The following is a 15,981-nucleotide window of genomic DNA, read 5'->3' on the forward strand; positions in this document are numbered from 1 at the left end:
CGGCCACGGCCTTCAGCGCAGCGCCGACACCACGATCAGGCCGAGGATCAGCGCGGTCACGGAGTACTTCAGCGTGTAGTACACGTTCCGATTCCACTCCTTGACCTTGCGGCTGGCGAGATGGATCTCGTACAGCTTGCCGAATACCCTGTTCAGCGCGCCGACATGCTCGCCGTCGACGTTCTGGGTCGCCGACGCCTTGACGATGTTGTGGCTGACCCAACGGTTGATCCGGGTCATGAAGCCGTATTTCATCGGGCGCTCGACATCGCAGAACAGGATGATGCGGTTGACGTCGGTCTTGTTCTCGGCGCTGTGGATGAAGGTCTCGTCGAACATGAAGGCTTCGCCGTCGCGCCAGACGCATTCGACGCCGTCGACCAGGATGCGGCATGCGTTCGAGTTCGGCGTCACCAGACCAAGGTGATAGCGCAGCGAGCCGGCGAAGGGGTCGCGATGCGCCCCGAGCTTGCCGCCGGGCGGTAGCATCGCAAACATCGCGCCGTGCACGTTGGGGATCGAATTCAGCAGCTCCACCGTCTTCGGGCACAACGTGCGCGCCGACGGCAGGAAGTCGTCGTACCATTTCAGATAGAACCGCTTCCAGCCGCTCTTGAAGAACGAATAAAAGCCCCAGTCGTTGTTCTTGGCGGCGGCACGGATGAAGCCCTCGTCGAACAAACGCGTCGCCTCGTCGCGGATCGCCTCCCAATTGTCGGAGAGCATCTTAAGCTCGGGAAACTGCTCGACCGGGATCACCGGCGTGTTCGGCACGGCGGAGCCCGCATACATCAGCACATTGTAGGGCGCGAGGTAGGTCGAGTGATCGCCGAGCTGGCGGGCGAAGCGCAGCCGCTGCTTGCCGCGGAAGTGGACGTAGAGCGTAGAGGCCACCAGCACGTAGAGAATGACGAGCTGCGGCGCGAAGAGTTGTCTCAACATAATCCGTCTATGATCGCGGCTCGCCGATGCTCTCCATGCACCGCCCCGTAGCAGCCTAGACCCTCGATGGGCGGCTTAGCCCCGGGCGGCGAAACGCAACGCCGTCCGCGAAAATTCCCCTGTTTCATAGTGACTTGGCACTGCTGCCGAATTCTGGCGCGAGCCCGAAACCCAACCGCAGTGTCATCCCGGATGAGCCATGTAAGCGCTTACTCACCGAATGTGAAGCACCGCCACATTCGAGGAGGCAATCGTGTGGCAGCATTCCCACACATCTAATTCGCCATTGACAAACTGATTAGATAATTCCTAATCGCGGGATGCTCCGCCTGAGAATGCGGACATCCAGAGGGAGGAATGATGAGACATTTGTTGGCGGCAGCCATTCTCGCGGCAATGACCACGGCCGCGCACGCCCAGATTTCCGATGACGTCGTGCGCATCGGGGTGCTGACCGACCTGTCGAGCTGGGGGCGCGACAATTCCGGCCCGGGCTCGGTCGAGGCGGCCAAGATGGCGGTGGAGGAATTCGGCCCCACCGTGCTCGGCAAGCCGATCGAGATCATCTCCGCCGACCACCAGATGAAGACCGACGTCGGCGTTCAGATCGCCCGCGGCTGGTTCGACAACGGCAAGGTCGACGCGATCGCCGACATCCCCAACTCCGGCATTGCGATCGCCGTGCACAACATGGTGCGCGAGCGCAACAAGATCGCGCTGCTGTCCGGCCCCGGTGCGAGCTCGCTGACCGATGAATTGTGCAGCCCCAACACCGTGCACTTCACCTACGACACCTACGCGCTGTCGAAGGTGACGGCCTCGGCCGTGATCGCGGAGGGCGGCAAGTCCTGGTACTTCATCACCGCGGACTACGCCTTCGGTCAGCAGCTCGAGAAGGATGCGACCCGCTTCATCAACGAGATGGGCGGCAAGGTGCTCGGCAGCGTGCGCCATCCGACCAACACCGCCGACTTCTCCTCGTTCGCGCTGCAGGCGCAGAGCTCGAAGGCGGACGTGGTGGCGTTCGCCAATGCCGGCCAGGACACCGACAATTCGATCAAGCAGTCCGGCGAGTTCGGCCTCGTGCAGGGCGGGCAGAAGCTGGTCGGCCTTTTGATGTTCGACACCGACGTACACGCAATCGGGCTCAACGCCGCGCAAGGCACCTACATGACGACGGCGTCGTACTGGAACATGGACGAGAAGACCCGCGCCTGGTCGAAGAAGTTCTACGCCCGCACCAATGTGATGCCGACCATGATCCAGACCGGCGTCTACGGCTCGGTGCTGCACTATCTCAAGGCGATCCAGGCTGCCGGCACCGACGATCCGCAAAAGGTGATGGGCAAGATGCGCGAGTTGCCGATCGAGGACACTTTCGTGCATGGCGGCAGGCTGCGCGACGACGGCCGCGTCATCCGCGACATGTATCTGGCGAAGGTGAAGAAGCCCTCGGAATCCAAGGAGCCGTGGGACTATCTCGACATCATCAAGACGGTGAAGGGCGAGGACGCCTTCCGTCCGGTGTCCGAGTCCAAATGCCCGCTGCTCAAGAAATAGGATCGATCGCGTGGCCAACGAAGAAACTTATGAGTGCGACGCGCTCGTCGTCGGCTCCGGCTGCGCCGGGCTGTCGGCAGCGGTCACCGCCGGCCATCACGGCCTCAAGGTCCTGGTGGTCGAGAAGGAGCCGCGCTTCGGCGGCACCACCGCCCGCTCCGGCGGCTGGTTGTGGATTCCCGGCACCTCGCTGGCGAAGGCCTGGGGCATCGCGGAAAGCCCCGATCAGGCCAAAACCTATCTGCGCCATGAGGCCGGCAACAGCTTTGACGCCGCGCGCGTCGATGCGTTTCTGACCGAAGGGCCGAAGGCGGTCGACTTCTTCACGACGAAGACCGCCGTGCGGTTCGACATGCCACTGACCTTCCCGGACTATCACGCGGAAGCGCCCGGCGGCGCGCAGGGCGGCCGCTCGATGGTGACGCGGCCGTTCGACGGCCACGAATTGGGCGATGCCATCAAGGATCTCGGCAGCCCCCTGCCCGAGCTCACCGTGTTCGGCATGATGCTCGGCTCCGGCAAGGAGATCGTCCACTTCATGCGCGCGACGCGGTCGCTGACCTCGGCGGCCTATGTCGCCAAGCGGCTGTCGAAGCACGCGATCGACGTGATGCGCAACGGCCGCGGCATGACGCTGACCAACGGCAATGCGCTGGCCGGCCGGCTGGCGAAATCCGCCTTCGACCTCAAGATCCCGCTCTGGCTCAATTCGCCGGTACGCGAATTGATCGTCGAGAACGGCGTGGTGCGCGGCGCGGTGATCGCGCGCGAAGGCCGCACCATCCGCGTCAACGCGACGCGTGGCGTCGTGCTCGCCTGCGGCGGCTTTCCGCATGACGTCGCGCGGCGGCAGAAGATGTTTCCGCATGCGCCGACCGGCAAGGAACATTACTCTCCGGGTCCTGTCGGCAACACCGGCGACGGCCTGCGCCTCGCGGAATCCGCCGGCGGCCGTGTCGAGGACTCGCTGCCCAATGCCGCGGCCTGGGTGCCGGTCTCGGTCACCACCCGCAAGGACGGCTCGAAGGGCGTGATGCCGCATTTCATCGACCGCGCCAAACCCGGCGTGATCGCGGTGATGCGCGACGGCAAGCGCTTTGCCAATGAAGGCAATTCCTACCACGACTTCGTGCAGGAGATGATCAAGGCGGCGAAGCCCGGCGAGGAGATCGCGGCGTACCTCGTCTGCGATCACGAGACGCTGCGCAAATACGGCCTCGGCTGCGTGCCGCCGCGCCCAATGCCGCTCGGCCACCATCTCAAGACCGGCTATCTCAAGCGCGGCGCGACGCTGTCCGAGCTTGCCGCGCAGACCGGCATCGATGCGAAAGCGCTCGAGGCGACGGTTGCGACGTTCAACACAACCGCGGCAGAGGGCCGCGATCCCGCCTTCGGCAAAGGCTCGCGCGCCTATAACCGCTACCAGGGCGACGCGCTGCACGGCCCCAATCCGTGCATCGCGCCGATCCAGCACGGCCCGTTCTACGCCATCAAGATGGTGGTCGGCGATCTCGGCACCTATGCCGGCATCCGCACCGACGCCAATGCCCGCGCGCTCGACGCCGACGGCCAGCCGATTGCCGGCCTCTATGCCGCCGGCAACGACATGGCAAGCATCATGGGCGGCAACTATCCCGGCGCCGGCATCACGCTCGGCCCTGCTCTCACCTTCGGCTACATCGCGGGCAAGCACATCGCCGGCGCGGCGGCAGAAAGCAGCGCGGCATGAGCACGATGGCGACCCTGCTTGCGGGCAAGCGCGCATTGGTCACCGGCGCCGCGCACGGCAACGGACGCGCCATCGCGCTCGGCCTCGCAGCGCATGGCGCCGAAATCGTGGTCGCCGACATCGATCGCGCCGGCGCCGAGCAGACCGCGGCCGACATTCGCCAGCGCGGCAGCGCGGCGTGGCCGTTCGAGCTCGACGTGACCGATGCCGAGGCCTGTCACACTCTCGCGCAGAACGTAGCGCGCGAAGTCGGGCCGATCGCGATCCTGGTCAACAATGCCGGCATCATCATCCGTGAGGGCATCTGTTCGCCGCGCGCGCAGGAGAATTGGCGGCGGGTGCTCGACGTCAACCTGACCGGCACGTTTAACGTCACCCATGCCTTCCTGCCGGCGCTGCGCGAGACGCGCGGCGCGATCATCAATCTCGGCTCGATCGCTTCCTTCCTCGGCGTCGCCGATACGCTGGGCTACGCGCCATCCAAGGGCGGCGTGAAGCTCCTCACCCAGGCGCTTGCCCGCGAGCTTGCCGCCGACGGCATCCGCGTCAATGCGATCGCACCCGGCGTGATCCAGACCGCGATGACCGAAGCGACCCGCAACGACCCTGTCCGGCTCGCCGGTTTTCTGGGCCGCACGCCGCTCGGCCGCGTCGGACAGCCGGAGGAGTTGGTCGGTCCGGTGGTATTCCTCGCGTCCGAGCTGGCATCCTATGTGAACGGCGTGACCCTGCCGGTCGACGGAGGGTTTCTCGCCGTATAAGCAAATTGTCGAAGAACCGACGGGGCGACATGACGAGAGAAAGCCGCGGCATCCAATCGATCGAGGTCGGCGGAGAATTGCTCCGCGCGCTCGCCCGCAGCGGCGAACCGATGATGCTGCGCGATCTCGCCCGCGAGGCCGGCATGCCGCCGGCCAAGGCGCATCCCTATCTCGTCAGTTTTTCGCGCATCGGCCTGATCGAGCAGGACGAGACCACCGGCCGTTACGAGATCGGCGCGCTGGCGCTCGAACTCGGCCTGATCAGCCTGCGCCGGCAGTCCGCGGTGCGGATCGCAACGCCACGGATCGCCGCGCTCGCCGACAGCATCAATCATGCGGTGTCGCTGTCGGTGTGGGGCACCCACGGCGCGACCGTGGTGCGGCTCGAGGAGCCGAGCCATCCCGTGCATATCGCGATGCGCGTCGGATCGGTGGTGGCGCTGCTCGAGACCGCGACCGGCCGCGCCTTCGCCGCCTTCATGCCGCCGAACGCCGTCAAGACCGCGCTCGAGAGCGGCCTCGACCGCCTCGGCGTCGGCTATAATCCGAAACGCGAGACCATCACCGCGAAGACCACGGAGATGCTTGCCGAGGTTCAGAGCCGCGGCCTTGCGCGCGCGATCGGCGATCCCCTGCCCGGCGTCAACGCCTTCGCCGCACCGGTGTTTGATCACGCCGGCCATGTCGCCCTGGTCATCACTGCGATGGGGCCGGAAGGCACCTTCGACGCCGGCTGGGACAGCGCGATCGCAGCCGCGCTGCGTGATTGCGCGAGCGACATCTCGCGGCAACTCGGGCACGGCACGGTGCGGGGTGTCGATATTGCGATGAAGTGATCAGGGTGTTCATCCGCCAGCCTCTCATGCGCATGTGCATGTGCGGGTGATGACACCGAGAGCTTGGCTGTTTCACATCATGAACCCAGAGCCATCCTCATCGTCGTCCCGGCGAAGGCCGGGACCCCTAACCACCGAAGTTCATTGTCGTGCGATGCTGGAATGACGAGTCCCGCCCACAACATCCGCCGCGGCGTATAGGTCCCGGCCTTCGCCGGGACGACACGAATGGAGAGAGCCGCCCGCAAGTCAGCCCGGCAAAACGCCCCGGACGATGCCGGGGCTCTTCACTTGATCGATGGCTGCGAGCGCAGATCAGTAGCGGTAGTGATCCGACTTGTACGGACCTTCCTGCTTGACGCCGATGTAGTCGGCCTGGTCCTTGCGCAGCTCGGTCAGCTTGACGCCGATCTTGGCGAGGTGCAGGCGCGCGACCTTCTCGTCGAGCGTCTTCGGCAGCACGTAGACCTTCTTGGCGTACTTGCCGTCCTTGTTGTTGGCGAACAGCTCGATCTGCGCCAGCGTCTGGTTGGTGAACGAGGCCGACATCACGAAGGACGGGTGTCCCATCGCATTGCCGAGGTTCACGAGGCGACCTTCCGACAGCATGATGATGCGGTGCTTGTCCGGGAATTCGATCTCGTCGACCTGCGGCTTGATGTTGGTCCACTTCAGATTGCGCAGCGAAGCGATCTGGATCTCGTTGTCGAAGTGACCGATGTTGCAGACGATGGCGCGATCCTTCATCGCGCGCATGTGCTCGATGGTGATGATGTCCTTGTTGCCGGTGGCGGTGACGAAGATGTCGGCGCGCGGCGCCGCGTCTTCCATGGTCACGACCTCATAGCCTTCCATCGCCGCCTGCAGCGCGCAGATCGGATCGACCTCGGAGACCATGACGCGGCAGCCGGCCTGGCGCAGCGAAGCGGCCGAACCCTTGCCGACGTCGCCGAAGCCGGCGACCATCGCGACCTTGCCCGACAGCATCACGTCGGTGCCGCGGCGGATGCCGTCGACCAGCGACTCGCGGCAGCCATAGAGGTTGTCGAACTTCGACTTGGTGACACTGTCGTTGACGTTGATCGCCGGGAACAGCAGCGTGCCCTTGTTGGCCATCTCGTACAGCCGATGCACGCCCGTGGTGGTCTCTTCCGAGACGCCCTGGATGTTCTTGGCGATCTCGGCGAAGTAGCCCTTCGGCTTCTCCTTCAGGAGGCGCTTGACCAGCGCGTAAAAGATCTCCTCTTCCTCGGAGGTCGGCTTGTCGAGGAAGGCGGTGTCGCCCTGCTCTGCGCGGTAGCCGGCATGCACCAGCATGGTGGCGTCGCCGCCGTCATCGAGGATCATGTTCGGCGTGCCGCCGCCATGCCAGTCGAACAGTTTTGCGGTGTAGTCCCAGTACTCGGTCAGCGTCTCGCCCTTCACGGCGAACACCGGAATGCCGGCGGCGGCGATCGCGGCGGCGGCGTGATCCTGGGTCGAATAGATGTTGCAGGAGACCCAGCGGATGTCGGCGCCAAGCGCAGCCAGCGTCTCGATCAGCACGGCGGTCTGGATCGTCATGTGCAGCGAGCCGGCGATGCGCGCGCCCTTCAGCGGCTGCTTGGGGCCGAACTCCTCGCGGGTGGCCATCAGGCCGGGCATCTCGGTCTCGGCCAGCGAGATCTCCTTGCGGCCGAAGTCGGCGAGCGCAATGTCCTTGACGATGTAGTCGGTGAAGCCGGGCTTCGTGGGGGCGTTCATTTGAGCGTCCTGTTGTTGAACTGGTCATTCCGGGGCGCCGCGCAGCGGCGAACCCGGAATCTCGATGGGATGAAGGAAGGTCTCCGGTTCGCTCGCAGTCGCGAGCGTCCCGGCGTGTAGCAAGCGTCAGAGCGCGCGCTTCAGCGGCTCGACGAGATCGGTCTTCTCCCAGGAGAAGCCGCCCTCATTATCCGGCGTGCGGCCGAAATGCCCATAGGCTGAGGTGCGCGCGTAGATCGGACGGTTGAGATCGAGATGGGTACGGATGCCGCGCGGCGTCAGATCCATCGCCTTGGCTGCCGCCTTCTCGAGCTCATCCTCCGACACCTTACCGGTGCCGTGGGTGTCGATGTAGATCGACAGCGGACGCGCCACGCCGATCGCGTAGGCGAGCTGCAGCGTGCAGCGGTCGGCGAGACCGGCCGCGACGATGTTCTTGGCAACGTAGCGCGCGGCATAGGCGGCCGAGCGGTCGACCTTGGTCGGATCCTTGCCGGAGAACGCGCCGCCGCCATGCGGAGCCGCGCCGCCGTAGGTGTCGACGATGATCTTGCGGCCGGTCAGGCCGGAGTCGCCGTCGGGACCGCCGATGAAGAACTTGCCGGTCGGATTGATGTGCCAGATCGTCTTGCCGTTGATCCACTCCTTCGGCAGCGCCTCGCGGACATAGGGCTCGACGATGTCTCGGATCTGGTTGGACGTGAGATCCTCGACCAGATGCTGGTGCGACACCACGATCTCGCGGACGCCGACCGGCTTGCCGTTCTCGTACTGAACGGTGACCTGGCTCTTGGAGTCCGGACCCAGCACCTTCTCCTTGCCGGAGTGGCGCGCTTCGGAGATCAGCCGCAGGATCTTGTGAGCGTAGAAGATCGGCGCCGGCATCAGGTCCGGCGTCTCGTTGGTGGCGTAACCGAACATGATGCCCTGGTCGCCGGCACCCTCTTCCTTGACCTCACCCGGCTGCAGTGCGTCGACGCCCTGCGCGATGTCGGCCGACTGCGGATGCAGCAGGATCTCGATGTCGCAGGTCTTCCAGTGGAAGCCGTCCTGCTCGTAGCCGATGTCCTTGATCGCGCCACGGACAACGCTCTCGATCTGGTCTTTGGTGACCGAGGCCGGCCCGCGGGTTTCGCCGGCGATCACCACCTTGTTGGTGGTCGCGAGCGTTTCGCACGCCGCGCGGATCTGCCACGGGTCGATGCCCGCCTTCGGCCCCTCGCGATAGAACAGATCGACGATCTCGTCCGAGATGCGATCGCAGACCTTGTCCGGATGGCCTTCCGAGACCGACTCGCTGGTGAAGAGATAAGACGCGCGCATCAAGCAAACCCCTTGTTTCGTCGAAGTCCGACGTTGGTTGGTGAATATGTCCCCGGAATGTCAGTCTCGTCGCCGCGATATGACGTAGGATTCGTCGTAGAACCACAGCCCGTTGTGTTTGCGGAGAACCTCGCGCGTGGCCTCGAGAGCTCGCCCGTTTTCGGTCGTTTCAGTCAACCGCTCATCTTCGATCTGCGCGACATACACGGCTGCGTTCCACGCGGCGAAGGCCGTCGAGGTTCCGATCGAGCCGGTCACCTCATTAGGCAGCGCTTCCATATCATATCGGAAGATCGAACGGTTATCGGCGTAAGCGTTGAAGTTCAGCTCGCGGCCGGCCGAACCCAGCTCGTATTTCACCGCGCGCAGTATCTCATGACGGCTGACGGCGAAAGGATTTTCTCCGGGCCAGACGGCTTGAATGATTTCAAGTCCGGGATCGCTTCCGTGGGAGTGGATTCCTATCAGCCGCCCACCGCCGCGCAGCGCGCGGGCCAGCGGCGCGATGATCCGCTTGGCGCGGAAATTCACCGAGGATTTGGCGCGATAGGGCTGCGAGGCGATCACCAGGTCGAAATTCGCCTCGGTCCGGCCGGCGCGGGGAATGATGGAATCGAGCAGGAACCGGTGATCGTCGCGGTACAGCACCAGCGCCACCGGCCGCTCATAGATCGGCATCGCATTGCCGGGGCTGAGATTGGCCCGCCAGTTCTGCTCGAGGAATGGACCGAGTTCCGCGATCTGGGTCTCGAATTCGCCGGAGGACGCGCCGCGGAGGGCCACCTCGTGCCAGATCATGCTGGCGGCCGCCGCGGAGTTCTTGGGCGTCAGCCAGGGCGCTTCGGCGTAATACATGTTGGTGAATACGAAGACGCTCGCCGGGTGCTCGAACAGGCGGTCGGGGACCTTATCGAGGGTGAGGCGGACGTCCTCCAGGCTCAGTTCCTTGCCGGCGACATAGAACGGCATATGTGGGAAGCGGCCATGCATGGCACGCAGGACCCGCGCCAGCACGGTGCCGTCGCCCATCCCGGCATCGAACACCCGCAGCGCCGGCGGCCGCGGGTGGATCGCGGCCAGTTCCAGCGCGACCCGGTCGGCAATCACCCGCTTCTCGCTGCAGGTGTGCACGAACAGCAGATAGCGCTGACGGTTCTCGAAAAAGCGGAAATTGCCCCTCGGATCGCGCTTTTCCGGCGGCACCACGAGGCCGCGCGGCGGCGCCACGCCGCCCGGCGTCGAGGTCGCGATGAACGCATTGATGCGGTCGAGCGTATCGATGGTGATGCGCTTGCCCTCGCGCAGCCGGTGCACCAGCTTGCCGTCGTTGACGGCACGGCGGCCGAACGTCGTCTCCGCCATGTCGGAGTGACGGCAGAAATCCGTGATCTGGCTGAGGATTTCGTCGTTCTTCATGGCGCCTGGAGTGGGCAGCGGTGAGTGGGACATGAGTGGGCAGAAATAGAATGCCGCGAGGTCTTATCATCATTTTCCCACCAGTTGAACCCCCCCTCCGCGGCCGATCACCAAACAGTCATGGACAGCCTCCTGGAACCGCCCTTTGGATTGCCGCGCCGTCGCCGATCACCGTGACGGCCTTACCCCGTGGATGACCGATGCGCCGCCTGCTCCTGATCCCCTGCCTGCTCGCGATCATGCTGTGGTCGGCGCCCTGTTTCGCCCAGCCGCGCTCCCAGCTCGGCCCACTCTGTACGACCGACACCACGCCGGCCGACCAGATGATCGACGCCTGCACCAAGATCATCGCGCTGAAGGTGTTTTCCGGCGAGAAGCTCGCGACCATCTATTTCTGGCGCGCAGTCGGCTGGAACAAGAAGGGCAACTACCCGCAGGTGATCGCTGACGCCACCGAGGCGCTGCGTCTCAAGCCCAGCGCCGCCGTCTACAATCTGCGTGGCTCGGCCTATTACGACAAGGGCGAGTACGACATCGCGATTGCCGACTTCAACGACGCGCTGCGCATGGGGCCGCCGAGCGGCATCATCTATCACAACCGCGGCAATGCCTATCGCGGCAAGGGCGACTACGCCAAGGCGATTGCTGACTACGACGCCGCGATCAAGGCCGGCCCGAAGTCGGCGTTCTCCTATCAGAACCGCGGCGCCTCGAAGCAGGCGCTCGGCGATCTCGACGGCGCGCTCGCGGACATCAACGAGGCGGTCAGGATCGACCCGTCGCTGCCGCAGCCGCTGATCGGCCGCGCCGTGATCTGGCGCGCCAAGGGCGACATCGCGCGCGCGATCGCGGATACGACCGAAGCGATCCGGCTCGCGAAGGCGAAAGCGCCGGCTAATATCATGACGCCGCCGGGCAGCGTGCTGATCTCGGCCTATACCCAGCGTGGCCTCGCCTATGAGGCCAAGGGCGATGCCGCACACGCCAAGGAAGATTACGCGTCGGTGCTCGAGGGCGTGGCCTCCGATGCCGGCAGCAAGGCCAACCAGGCCACCGCCAAGGTGCGGCTCGCGCTGCTGAAGGAGGCCGACGCCGCCCCCCGCAAGGCCGCGGCGGCGCCTGCCGCCGAGAGCAGCCCTGCGCCTGCACCGCCGGCGCCTGCGTCAGCAGCTCCGGCCGCGCCAGCGGCACGTGTGCAGGCCGCAGCAACCGGCCGGCGCGTCGCGCTGGTGATCGGCAACGGCGCCTATGCGCATGTGAAGGCTCTGCCCAATCCACCGAATGATGCCCGTGCCATCGCCAGGAGCCTGCGCGACATCGGCTTCACCGTCTCGGAAGGTCTCGATCTCGATCGCGACACGATGCAGCGGACGATCCATGACTTCCTGCGCGAGGCGGCGCGGTCGCAGATCGCCGTGGTCTATTACGCCGGTCATGGCGTGCAGGTCGACGGCCGCAACTACCTCGTGCCGGTCGATATCGAGTTCAAGGCGGGCGGCCGCACGACCGACGCGATGGTCGACATGGACACCATCATGGCCGGCCTCGACGATCAGATCCGGACCAACATTCTGATCCTCGATGCCTGCCGCAACAATCCGATGGCGCCGCAGGTGGCATCCACAGGCCCGAGCCGCGGCATCGAGGCCGGCTCAGGCCTTGCCGCGCCCACCTCGCTCGGATCAGGCTCGACGCTTGGCGCCGGCACGCTGATCGCGTTCGCGACCGCGCCGGGCCAGGTCGCACTCGACGGCGAAGGCGCCAACAGCCCGTTCTCGGCGGCGCTGTCACGCCATGTCGGCACGCCCGGCCTCGAAGTGCAGCAGATGCTGACGCGGGTCCGCGCCGAAGTCGTCGCCGCGACCAAGGGCAAGCAGGTGCCGTGGTCGAACTCCTCGCTGCTCGGCGAGGTCTATCTGGCGGAGCAGTGAAGAGGCCGCCTCACCCGTCATTGCGGGGAGCGAAGCGACGAAGCAATCCATTCTGTCCTCGCGCGGACGTGGACTGCTTCGCTCGTAATGACGAAACAGCTAAGCCTACTTCCCCCATACCTCGTTCGCGACCTCGACCGCGAGCCGCAGCTTGGCCCACTGCTCTTCCTCGGAGAGGATGTTGCCCTCCTCGGTCGAGGCGAAGCCGCATTGCGGCGACACTGCGAGCTGCTCGATCGGAGCGAACTTCGATGCCTCCTCGAGCCGCCGCTTGATGTCGTCCTTTTTCTCGAGCTCGCCGAACTTCGAGGTGATGACGCCGACCACCACGACCTTGTTGCCCTTGGGCAGGAAGCGCAGCGGCTCGAAGCCGCCGGCCCGATCGGAATCATATTCGAGGAAATAGCCGTCGTAATTGGTGCCGGCCAGCATGGTCTCGGCGACGGGCTCGTAGCCACCGGAGGAAATCCAGGTCGAGCGGAAATTGCCGCGGCAGACATGCGTCGTGATCACCATGTCGGATGGACGGTCGGCGAGCGCGTAGTTGATGACGCGGGCATAGATCTCCTGCAGACCATCGGGATTGTCGCCGCGGTCGCGCGACTTCTGCAATTCCTCCTGCGAGCACAGATAGGCCCACACCGTGTCGTCGAATTGCAGGTAGCGGCACCCGGCGTCGTAGAACGCCTTCACCGCCTTGCGATAGGTCTTGCCGAGATCCTGGTAGAACTCTTCGAGGTCCGGATAGACCTCCTTCGAGATCAGCTTGCGGCCGCCGCGGAAGTGCAGCACCGCCGGTGACGGGATCGTCATCTTCGGCGTGACATGCGCCTGGTCGGCGTACTTCTTCAGGAACCTGAAGTGATCGAGCATCGGGTGATGATCGGAGAAATCCAGCTTGCCGATCACCCGGATGGCGTCGTGCCGGGTCTGCACGCCCGCGAACTGGATGCCCATGTCCGGGTGGAACAGCTCGCAGCCGGTCAGATGGCTGAGGAAATCGAAGTGCCACCAGGAGCGGCGGAACTCGCCGTCGGTCGCAAGCTTCAGGCCAACCGAGGCCTGCTTGTGCACGACTTTCTCGATCTCCATGTCCTCGATCTTGCGCAGCTCGTCGGCCGAGATCTCGCCCTTCTCCAGCCTGGCGCGCGCTTCCTTGATCTTCGGCGGACGCAACAGGCTGCCGACCTCGTCGGCGCGGAACGGTGGCTTGGTTCGCTGCATGGTGAACTCCCTGAGCGCGTCAGTGTTTTTTGGTCCCGGCGACGCCGAGATGGCGTTCGAGGACGGAGGGATCGGCCTTCAGCGCGCTGCTTGCGGCATCGTGCACGATCGTCCCGCGTTCCAATATCACAACGCGGTCGGCGAGCCCGAGAATCTTTTGTGCATTCTGCTCGACGATGATCGAGCAGATGCCGCCCGAGCGCGTGATGGTTCCGATCGCCTTTAACAATTCCTCAACGATGATCGGCGCGAGGCCTTCGGTCGGCTCGTCGAGCAGCAGCACTTTCGGATTCAACGTCAGCGCGCGACCGATCGCCAGCATCTGCTGCTCGCCGCCCGACAGCTGGTTGCCGAAATTGCCGCGTCGATCCTTCAGCCGCGGAAACATCTCGTACACTCGCTCGACCGTCCACGGCCCGGGCTGCGCCACGGCGGTCATGTTTTCCTCCACCGTCAGCGAGCGGAAGATGTTGCGCTCCTGCGGCACCCAGCCGATCCCGGCGCGGGCGCGCTGGTCGGGCCGCAGTGCCGTGATGTCGTGGCCCGCGAGCGCGACGCTGCCATTGAGGCGCCTGACGATGCCGACGATCGAGTTAATCAGCGTGGTCTTGCCGGTGCCGTTGCGGCCGAGCAGCGCGAGCACCTGGCCCTCGGCAAGTGCCAGCGACATGTCGGGCAGCACCACCGCCTCGCCGTAGCCGGCGCGCAGTCCCTGGATGGAGAGCAGATCAGGCATCGGCGGCCTCGCCGAGATAGACCGCCCTCACCTGCGGATCGCGCGCGACCTCGTCGGGCGCACCCTCGGTGAGCAGGCCGCCATTGACCAGCACCGAGATGCGGTCGGCGAAGGAGAACACGAGGTCCATGTCGTGCTCGATCAGCAGCACAGTGACATCTCGCGGCAGCGCCGCGACCGCCGCCAGGATATCGTGGCGCTCGCTTTCGGGCACGCCGGCCGCGGGCTCGTCGAGCAGCAGCACGCGCGGCTTGGCGGCGATCGCGACCGCGATCTCGAGCAGGCGCTGCTTGCCGTAGGGCAATGTCGAGGTGAGCTCGGTCATCACGTCGAGCAGATGGAAACGCGACAGGATCTCGGCGATCTCGGCATTGACGTCGTCGCGGGTTCCCATCCGCCGCCACCAGTCGCCGCCGCGGCCCATCCGTTCGGAGACCGCAAGCCCGATGGTCTCGAGCGGGGTCAGGTCGGCATAGAGCTGGTTGATCTGGAAGGTGCGCGACAGCCCGCGCAGCACCCGCTTGTGCACGGAGAGGCCGGTGATGTCGCTGCCTTCGAGCAGGATGCGTCCACTGTTCGGCGTCAGCACCCCGGTCAGTTGATTGATGACGGTGGTCTTGCCGGCGCCGTTCGGTCCGATCAACGCGTGCCGGGCGCCCTGCATCACCTTCAGCGAGAGGTCGCGCGTGACGCGAAGGCCGCCGAAGGATTTTTCTAGATTGCGGGTTTCCAGCGCGATCGTCATGACGCATCGGCCTTGGGCACGGTGACGGCGGCCTCGCGGCCGGCGAACTGGCGGATGACCAGATTCGGCACGACCAGCACCCAGCTGTGGATGCGCGCGCGGCCGACCATGACGATCACGACCAGCACGAGGCCGATCCAGAACAGCCAGTATTGCGGGGTGATGCTCTGAAACAGCTCCTGCAGCATCTTGAACACCACAGCGCCGATCAGGCCGCCATAGAGATAGCCGGTGCCGCCGATCACGAGCACCAACATCAAGTCGGCGGAGCGCTCGAAGGAAAACACGTCGAGCGAGGCGAGTGCCGTGGTCTGGGTGAACAGCGCGCCGGCGATCCCGGCATAGAAGGCGGCAAGCGTATAGACCGCGATCAGGCGGCGGTTGACCGGTATGCCGATCGCGGCCGCGCGCAGCGGGTTGTTCCTGATCGCGCGCAGCGACAGGCCGAACGGCGAATGCACCACGCGACGGGCAAACAGGAACAGGATGAACAGCACGATCAACGAGTAGAACAATCCGGTTTTGCCGAACATGTCGAAGGCAAACAGCCCGAGGATCGGCTGCATCTCGATGCCCTGCAGGCCGTCGGTGCCGCCGGTGATGTCAGAGAAGCGTTCGGCGAGCGCTTCCAGCAGCAGCGCGATGCCGAGCGTCACCATCAGCCGGGTCAGATCGACGCCGCGGATGACGAGGAAGCTGGTCAGGAAGCCGAGCACGGCCGCAACGAGGCCGGCAGCAACCAGCGCGATGACAGGCTCGTTGATGATGCCGTGCAGCGCCAGCAAGCCGGCTGAATACGCACCGACGCCGAAGAACGCCGCATGGCCGAGCGAGACGATGCCGGCATAGCCGAGGATCAGGTCGAGCGAGAGTGCAAACAGGCCGAGCCGCACGATGTCGGTCATGATCAGATAGCGCGACGGGAACAGGAACGCGCAGGCGAGCGCCAGGACCCAGAAGGCGACCTCGCTGATGCGCCAGCGGGCGCTGGCCATCGCGTGAGTGGAGACGTCGGACAGCGCGGTCATACCCGCC

General features: G+C 65.2%; 13 protein-coding genes. 5 read left to right on the forward strand and 8 right to left on the reverse strand.

From position 1 onward, the window contains the following. Positions 1-12: 12 nt before the first annotated feature. Entirely contained in the window at positions 13-942 is a 930-nt protein-coding gene (locus CO675_RS26585; protein WP_097674802.1) for an aspartyl/asparaginyl beta-hydroxylase domain-containing protein, read from the reverse strand. A gap of 360 nt (positions 943-1,302) precedes the next feature. Between CO675_RS26585 and CO675_RS26590 the strand changes: the two genes are divergently transcribed. From CO675_RS26590 to CO675_RS26605, 4 genes are read left to right on the forward strand one after another with little or no spacing between them, the layout of a single operon-like run. Continuing rightward, a complete protein-coding gene (locus tag CO675_RS26590; protein WP_097674945.1) occupies positions 1,303-2,502 on the forward strand; it encodes an ABC transporter substrate-binding protein in 1,200 nt (399 codons plus the stop codon). A gap of 10 nt (positions 2,503-2,512) precedes the next feature. Next, entirely contained in the window at positions 2,513-4,231 is a 1,719-nt protein-coding gene (locus tag CO675_RS26595; RefSeq protein WP_198964752.1) for an FAD-dependent oxidoreductase, read from the forward strand. Beyond that, positions 4,228-4,992 carry an SDR family NAD(P)-dependent oxidoreductase gene (locus CO675_RS26600; RefSeq protein WP_097674804.1) on the forward strand — a complete coding sequence of 255 codons (765 nt, stop codon included), beginning with the start codon at positions 4,228-4,230 and terminating at the stop codon, positions 4,990-4,992. Before CO675_RS26595 ends, CO675_RS26600 begins: the two co-directional genes overlap by 4 nt. A 29-nt stretch (positions 4,993-5,021) precedes the next feature. Beyond that, the gene (locus CO675_RS26605; RefSeq protein WP_097674805.1) at positions 5,022-5,828 is read left to right on the forward strand and encodes an IclR family transcriptional regulator; all 807 of its coding nucleotides are present in this window, start codon (positions 5,022-5,024) and stop codon (positions 5,826-5,828) included. Between the two features lie 315 nt (positions 5,829-6,143). Here CO675_RS26605 and ahcY read toward each other — a convergent pair whose 3' ends face one another. The 3 genes from ahcY to CO675_RS26620 form a co-directional block, all read right to left on the reverse strand. Further along, entirely contained in the window at positions 6,144-7,571 is a 1,428-nt protein-coding gene (gene ahcY / locus CO675_RS26610) for an adenosylhomocysteinase (protein WP_092115494.1), read from the reverse strand. A 126-nt stretch (positions 7,572-7,697) separates the two neighbouring features. Next, positions 7,698-8,894: a methionine adenosyltransferase gene (gene metK, locus CO675_RS26615; RefSeq protein ID WP_097674806.1), complete on the reverse strand. Its 1,197-nt coding sequence runs from the start codon at positions 8,892-8,894 to the stop codon at positions 7,698-7,700. Between the two features lie 60 nt (positions 8,895-8,954). Then, a complete protein-coding gene (locus CO675_RS26620; RefSeq protein ID WP_092115496.1) occupies positions 8,955-10,310 on the reverse strand; it encodes a hypothetical protein in 1,356 nt (451 codons plus the stop codon). A gap of 200 nt (positions 10,311-10,510) precedes the next feature. Between CO675_RS26620 and CO675_RS26625 the strand changes: the two genes are divergently transcribed. Beyond that, the gene (locus tag CO675_RS26625) at positions 10,511-12,241 is read left to right on the forward strand and encodes a caspase family protein (protein ID WP_097674807.1); all 1,731 of its coding nucleotides are present in this window, start codon (positions 10,511-10,513) and stop codon (positions 12,239-12,241) included. 105 nt (positions 12,242-12,346) lie between these two features. Here the strand turns inward: CO675_RS26625 and CO675_RS26630 are convergent, their stop codons facing one another. From CO675_RS26630 to CO675_RS26645, 4 genes are read right to left on the reverse strand one after another with little or no spacing between them, the layout of a single operon-like run. Further along, positions 12,347-13,465: a cobalamin-independent methionine synthase II family protein gene (locus tag CO675_RS26630; RefSeq protein ID WP_097674808.1), complete on the reverse strand. Its 1,119-nt coding sequence runs from the start codon at positions 13,463-13,465 to the stop codon at positions 12,347-12,349. A gap of 19 nt (positions 13,466-13,484) precedes the next feature. Then, a complete protein-coding gene (locus CO675_RS26635; RefSeq protein ID WP_097674809.1) occupies positions 13,485-14,201 on the reverse strand; it encodes an ABC transporter ATP-binding protein in 717 nt (238 codons plus the stop codon). Continuing rightward, positions 14,194-14,946: an ABC transporter ATP-binding protein gene (locus tag CO675_RS26640; RefSeq protein WP_097674810.1), complete on the reverse strand. Its 753-nt coding sequence runs from the start codon at positions 14,944-14,946 to the stop codon at positions 14,194-14,196. The genes CO675_RS26635 and CO675_RS26640 overlap by 8 nt, the downstream gene beginning before the upstream one ends. Beyond that, entirely contained in the window at positions 14,943-15,974 is a 1,032-nt protein-coding gene (locus CO675_RS26645) for a branched-chain amino acid ABC transporter permease (RefSeq protein ID WP_097674811.1), read from the reverse strand. Before CO675_RS26645 ends, CO675_RS26640 begins: the two co-directional genes overlap by 4 nt. Between the last annotated feature and the right edge of the window lie 7 nt (positions 15,975-15,981).

The organism is Bradyrhizobium sp. C9 (assembly GCF_002532045.1).
Classification (GTDB): domain Bacteria; phylum Pseudomonadota; class Alphaproteobacteria; order Rhizobiales; family Xanthobacteraceae; genus Bradyrhizobium.

Bases quoted from the DNA above. Each gene is read 5' to 3' on its own strand.
- CO675_RS26640 (WP_097674810.1), bottom strand. From the start codon at position 14,946: ATGACGATCGCGCTGGAAACCCGCAATCTAGAAAAATCCTTCGGCGGC.
- CO675_RS26600 (WP_097674804.1), top strand. From the start codon at position 4,228: ATGAGCACGATGGCGACCCTGCTTGCGGGCAAGCGCGCATTGGTCACC.
- CO675_RS26590 (WP_097674945.1), top strand. From the start codon at position 1,303: ATGAGACATTTGTTGGCGGCAGCCATTCTCGCGGCAATGACCACGGCC.
- CO675_RS26585 (WP_097674802.1), bottom strand. From the start codon at position 942: ATGTTGAGACAACTCTTCGCGCCGCAGCTCGTCATTCTCTACGTGCTG.
- CO675_RS26620 (WP_092115496.1), bottom strand. From the start codon at position 10,310: ATGAAGAACGACGAAATCCTCAGCCAGATCACGGATTTCTGCCGTCAC.
- CO675_RS26630 (WP_097674808.1), bottom strand. From the start codon at position 13,465: ATGCAGCGAACCAAGCCACCGTTCCGCGCCGACGAGGTCGGCAGCCTG.
- metK (WP_097674806.1), bottom strand. From the start codon at position 8,894: ATGCGCGCGTCTTATCTCTTCACCAGCGAGTCGGTCTCGGAAGGCCAT.
- CO675_RS26645 (WP_097674811.1), bottom strand. From the start codon at position 15,974: ATGACCGCGCTGTCCGACGTCTCCACTCACGCGATGGCCAGCGCCCGC.
- ahcY (WP_092115494.1), bottom strand. From the start codon at position 7,571: ATGAACGCCCCCACGAAGCCCGGCTTCACCGACTACATCGTCAAGGAC.
- CO675_RS26605 (WP_097674805.1), top strand. From the start codon at position 5,022: ATGACGAGAGAAAGCCGCGGCATCCAATCGATCGAGGTCGGCGGAGAA.
- CO675_RS26625 (WP_097674807.1), top strand. From the start codon at position 10,511: ATGCGCCGCCTGCTCCTGATCCCCTGCCTGCTCGCGATCATGCTGTGG.
- CO675_RS26635 (WP_097674809.1), bottom strand. From the start codon at position 14,201: ATGCCTGATCTGCTCTCCATCCAGGGACTGCGCGCCGGCTACGGCGAG.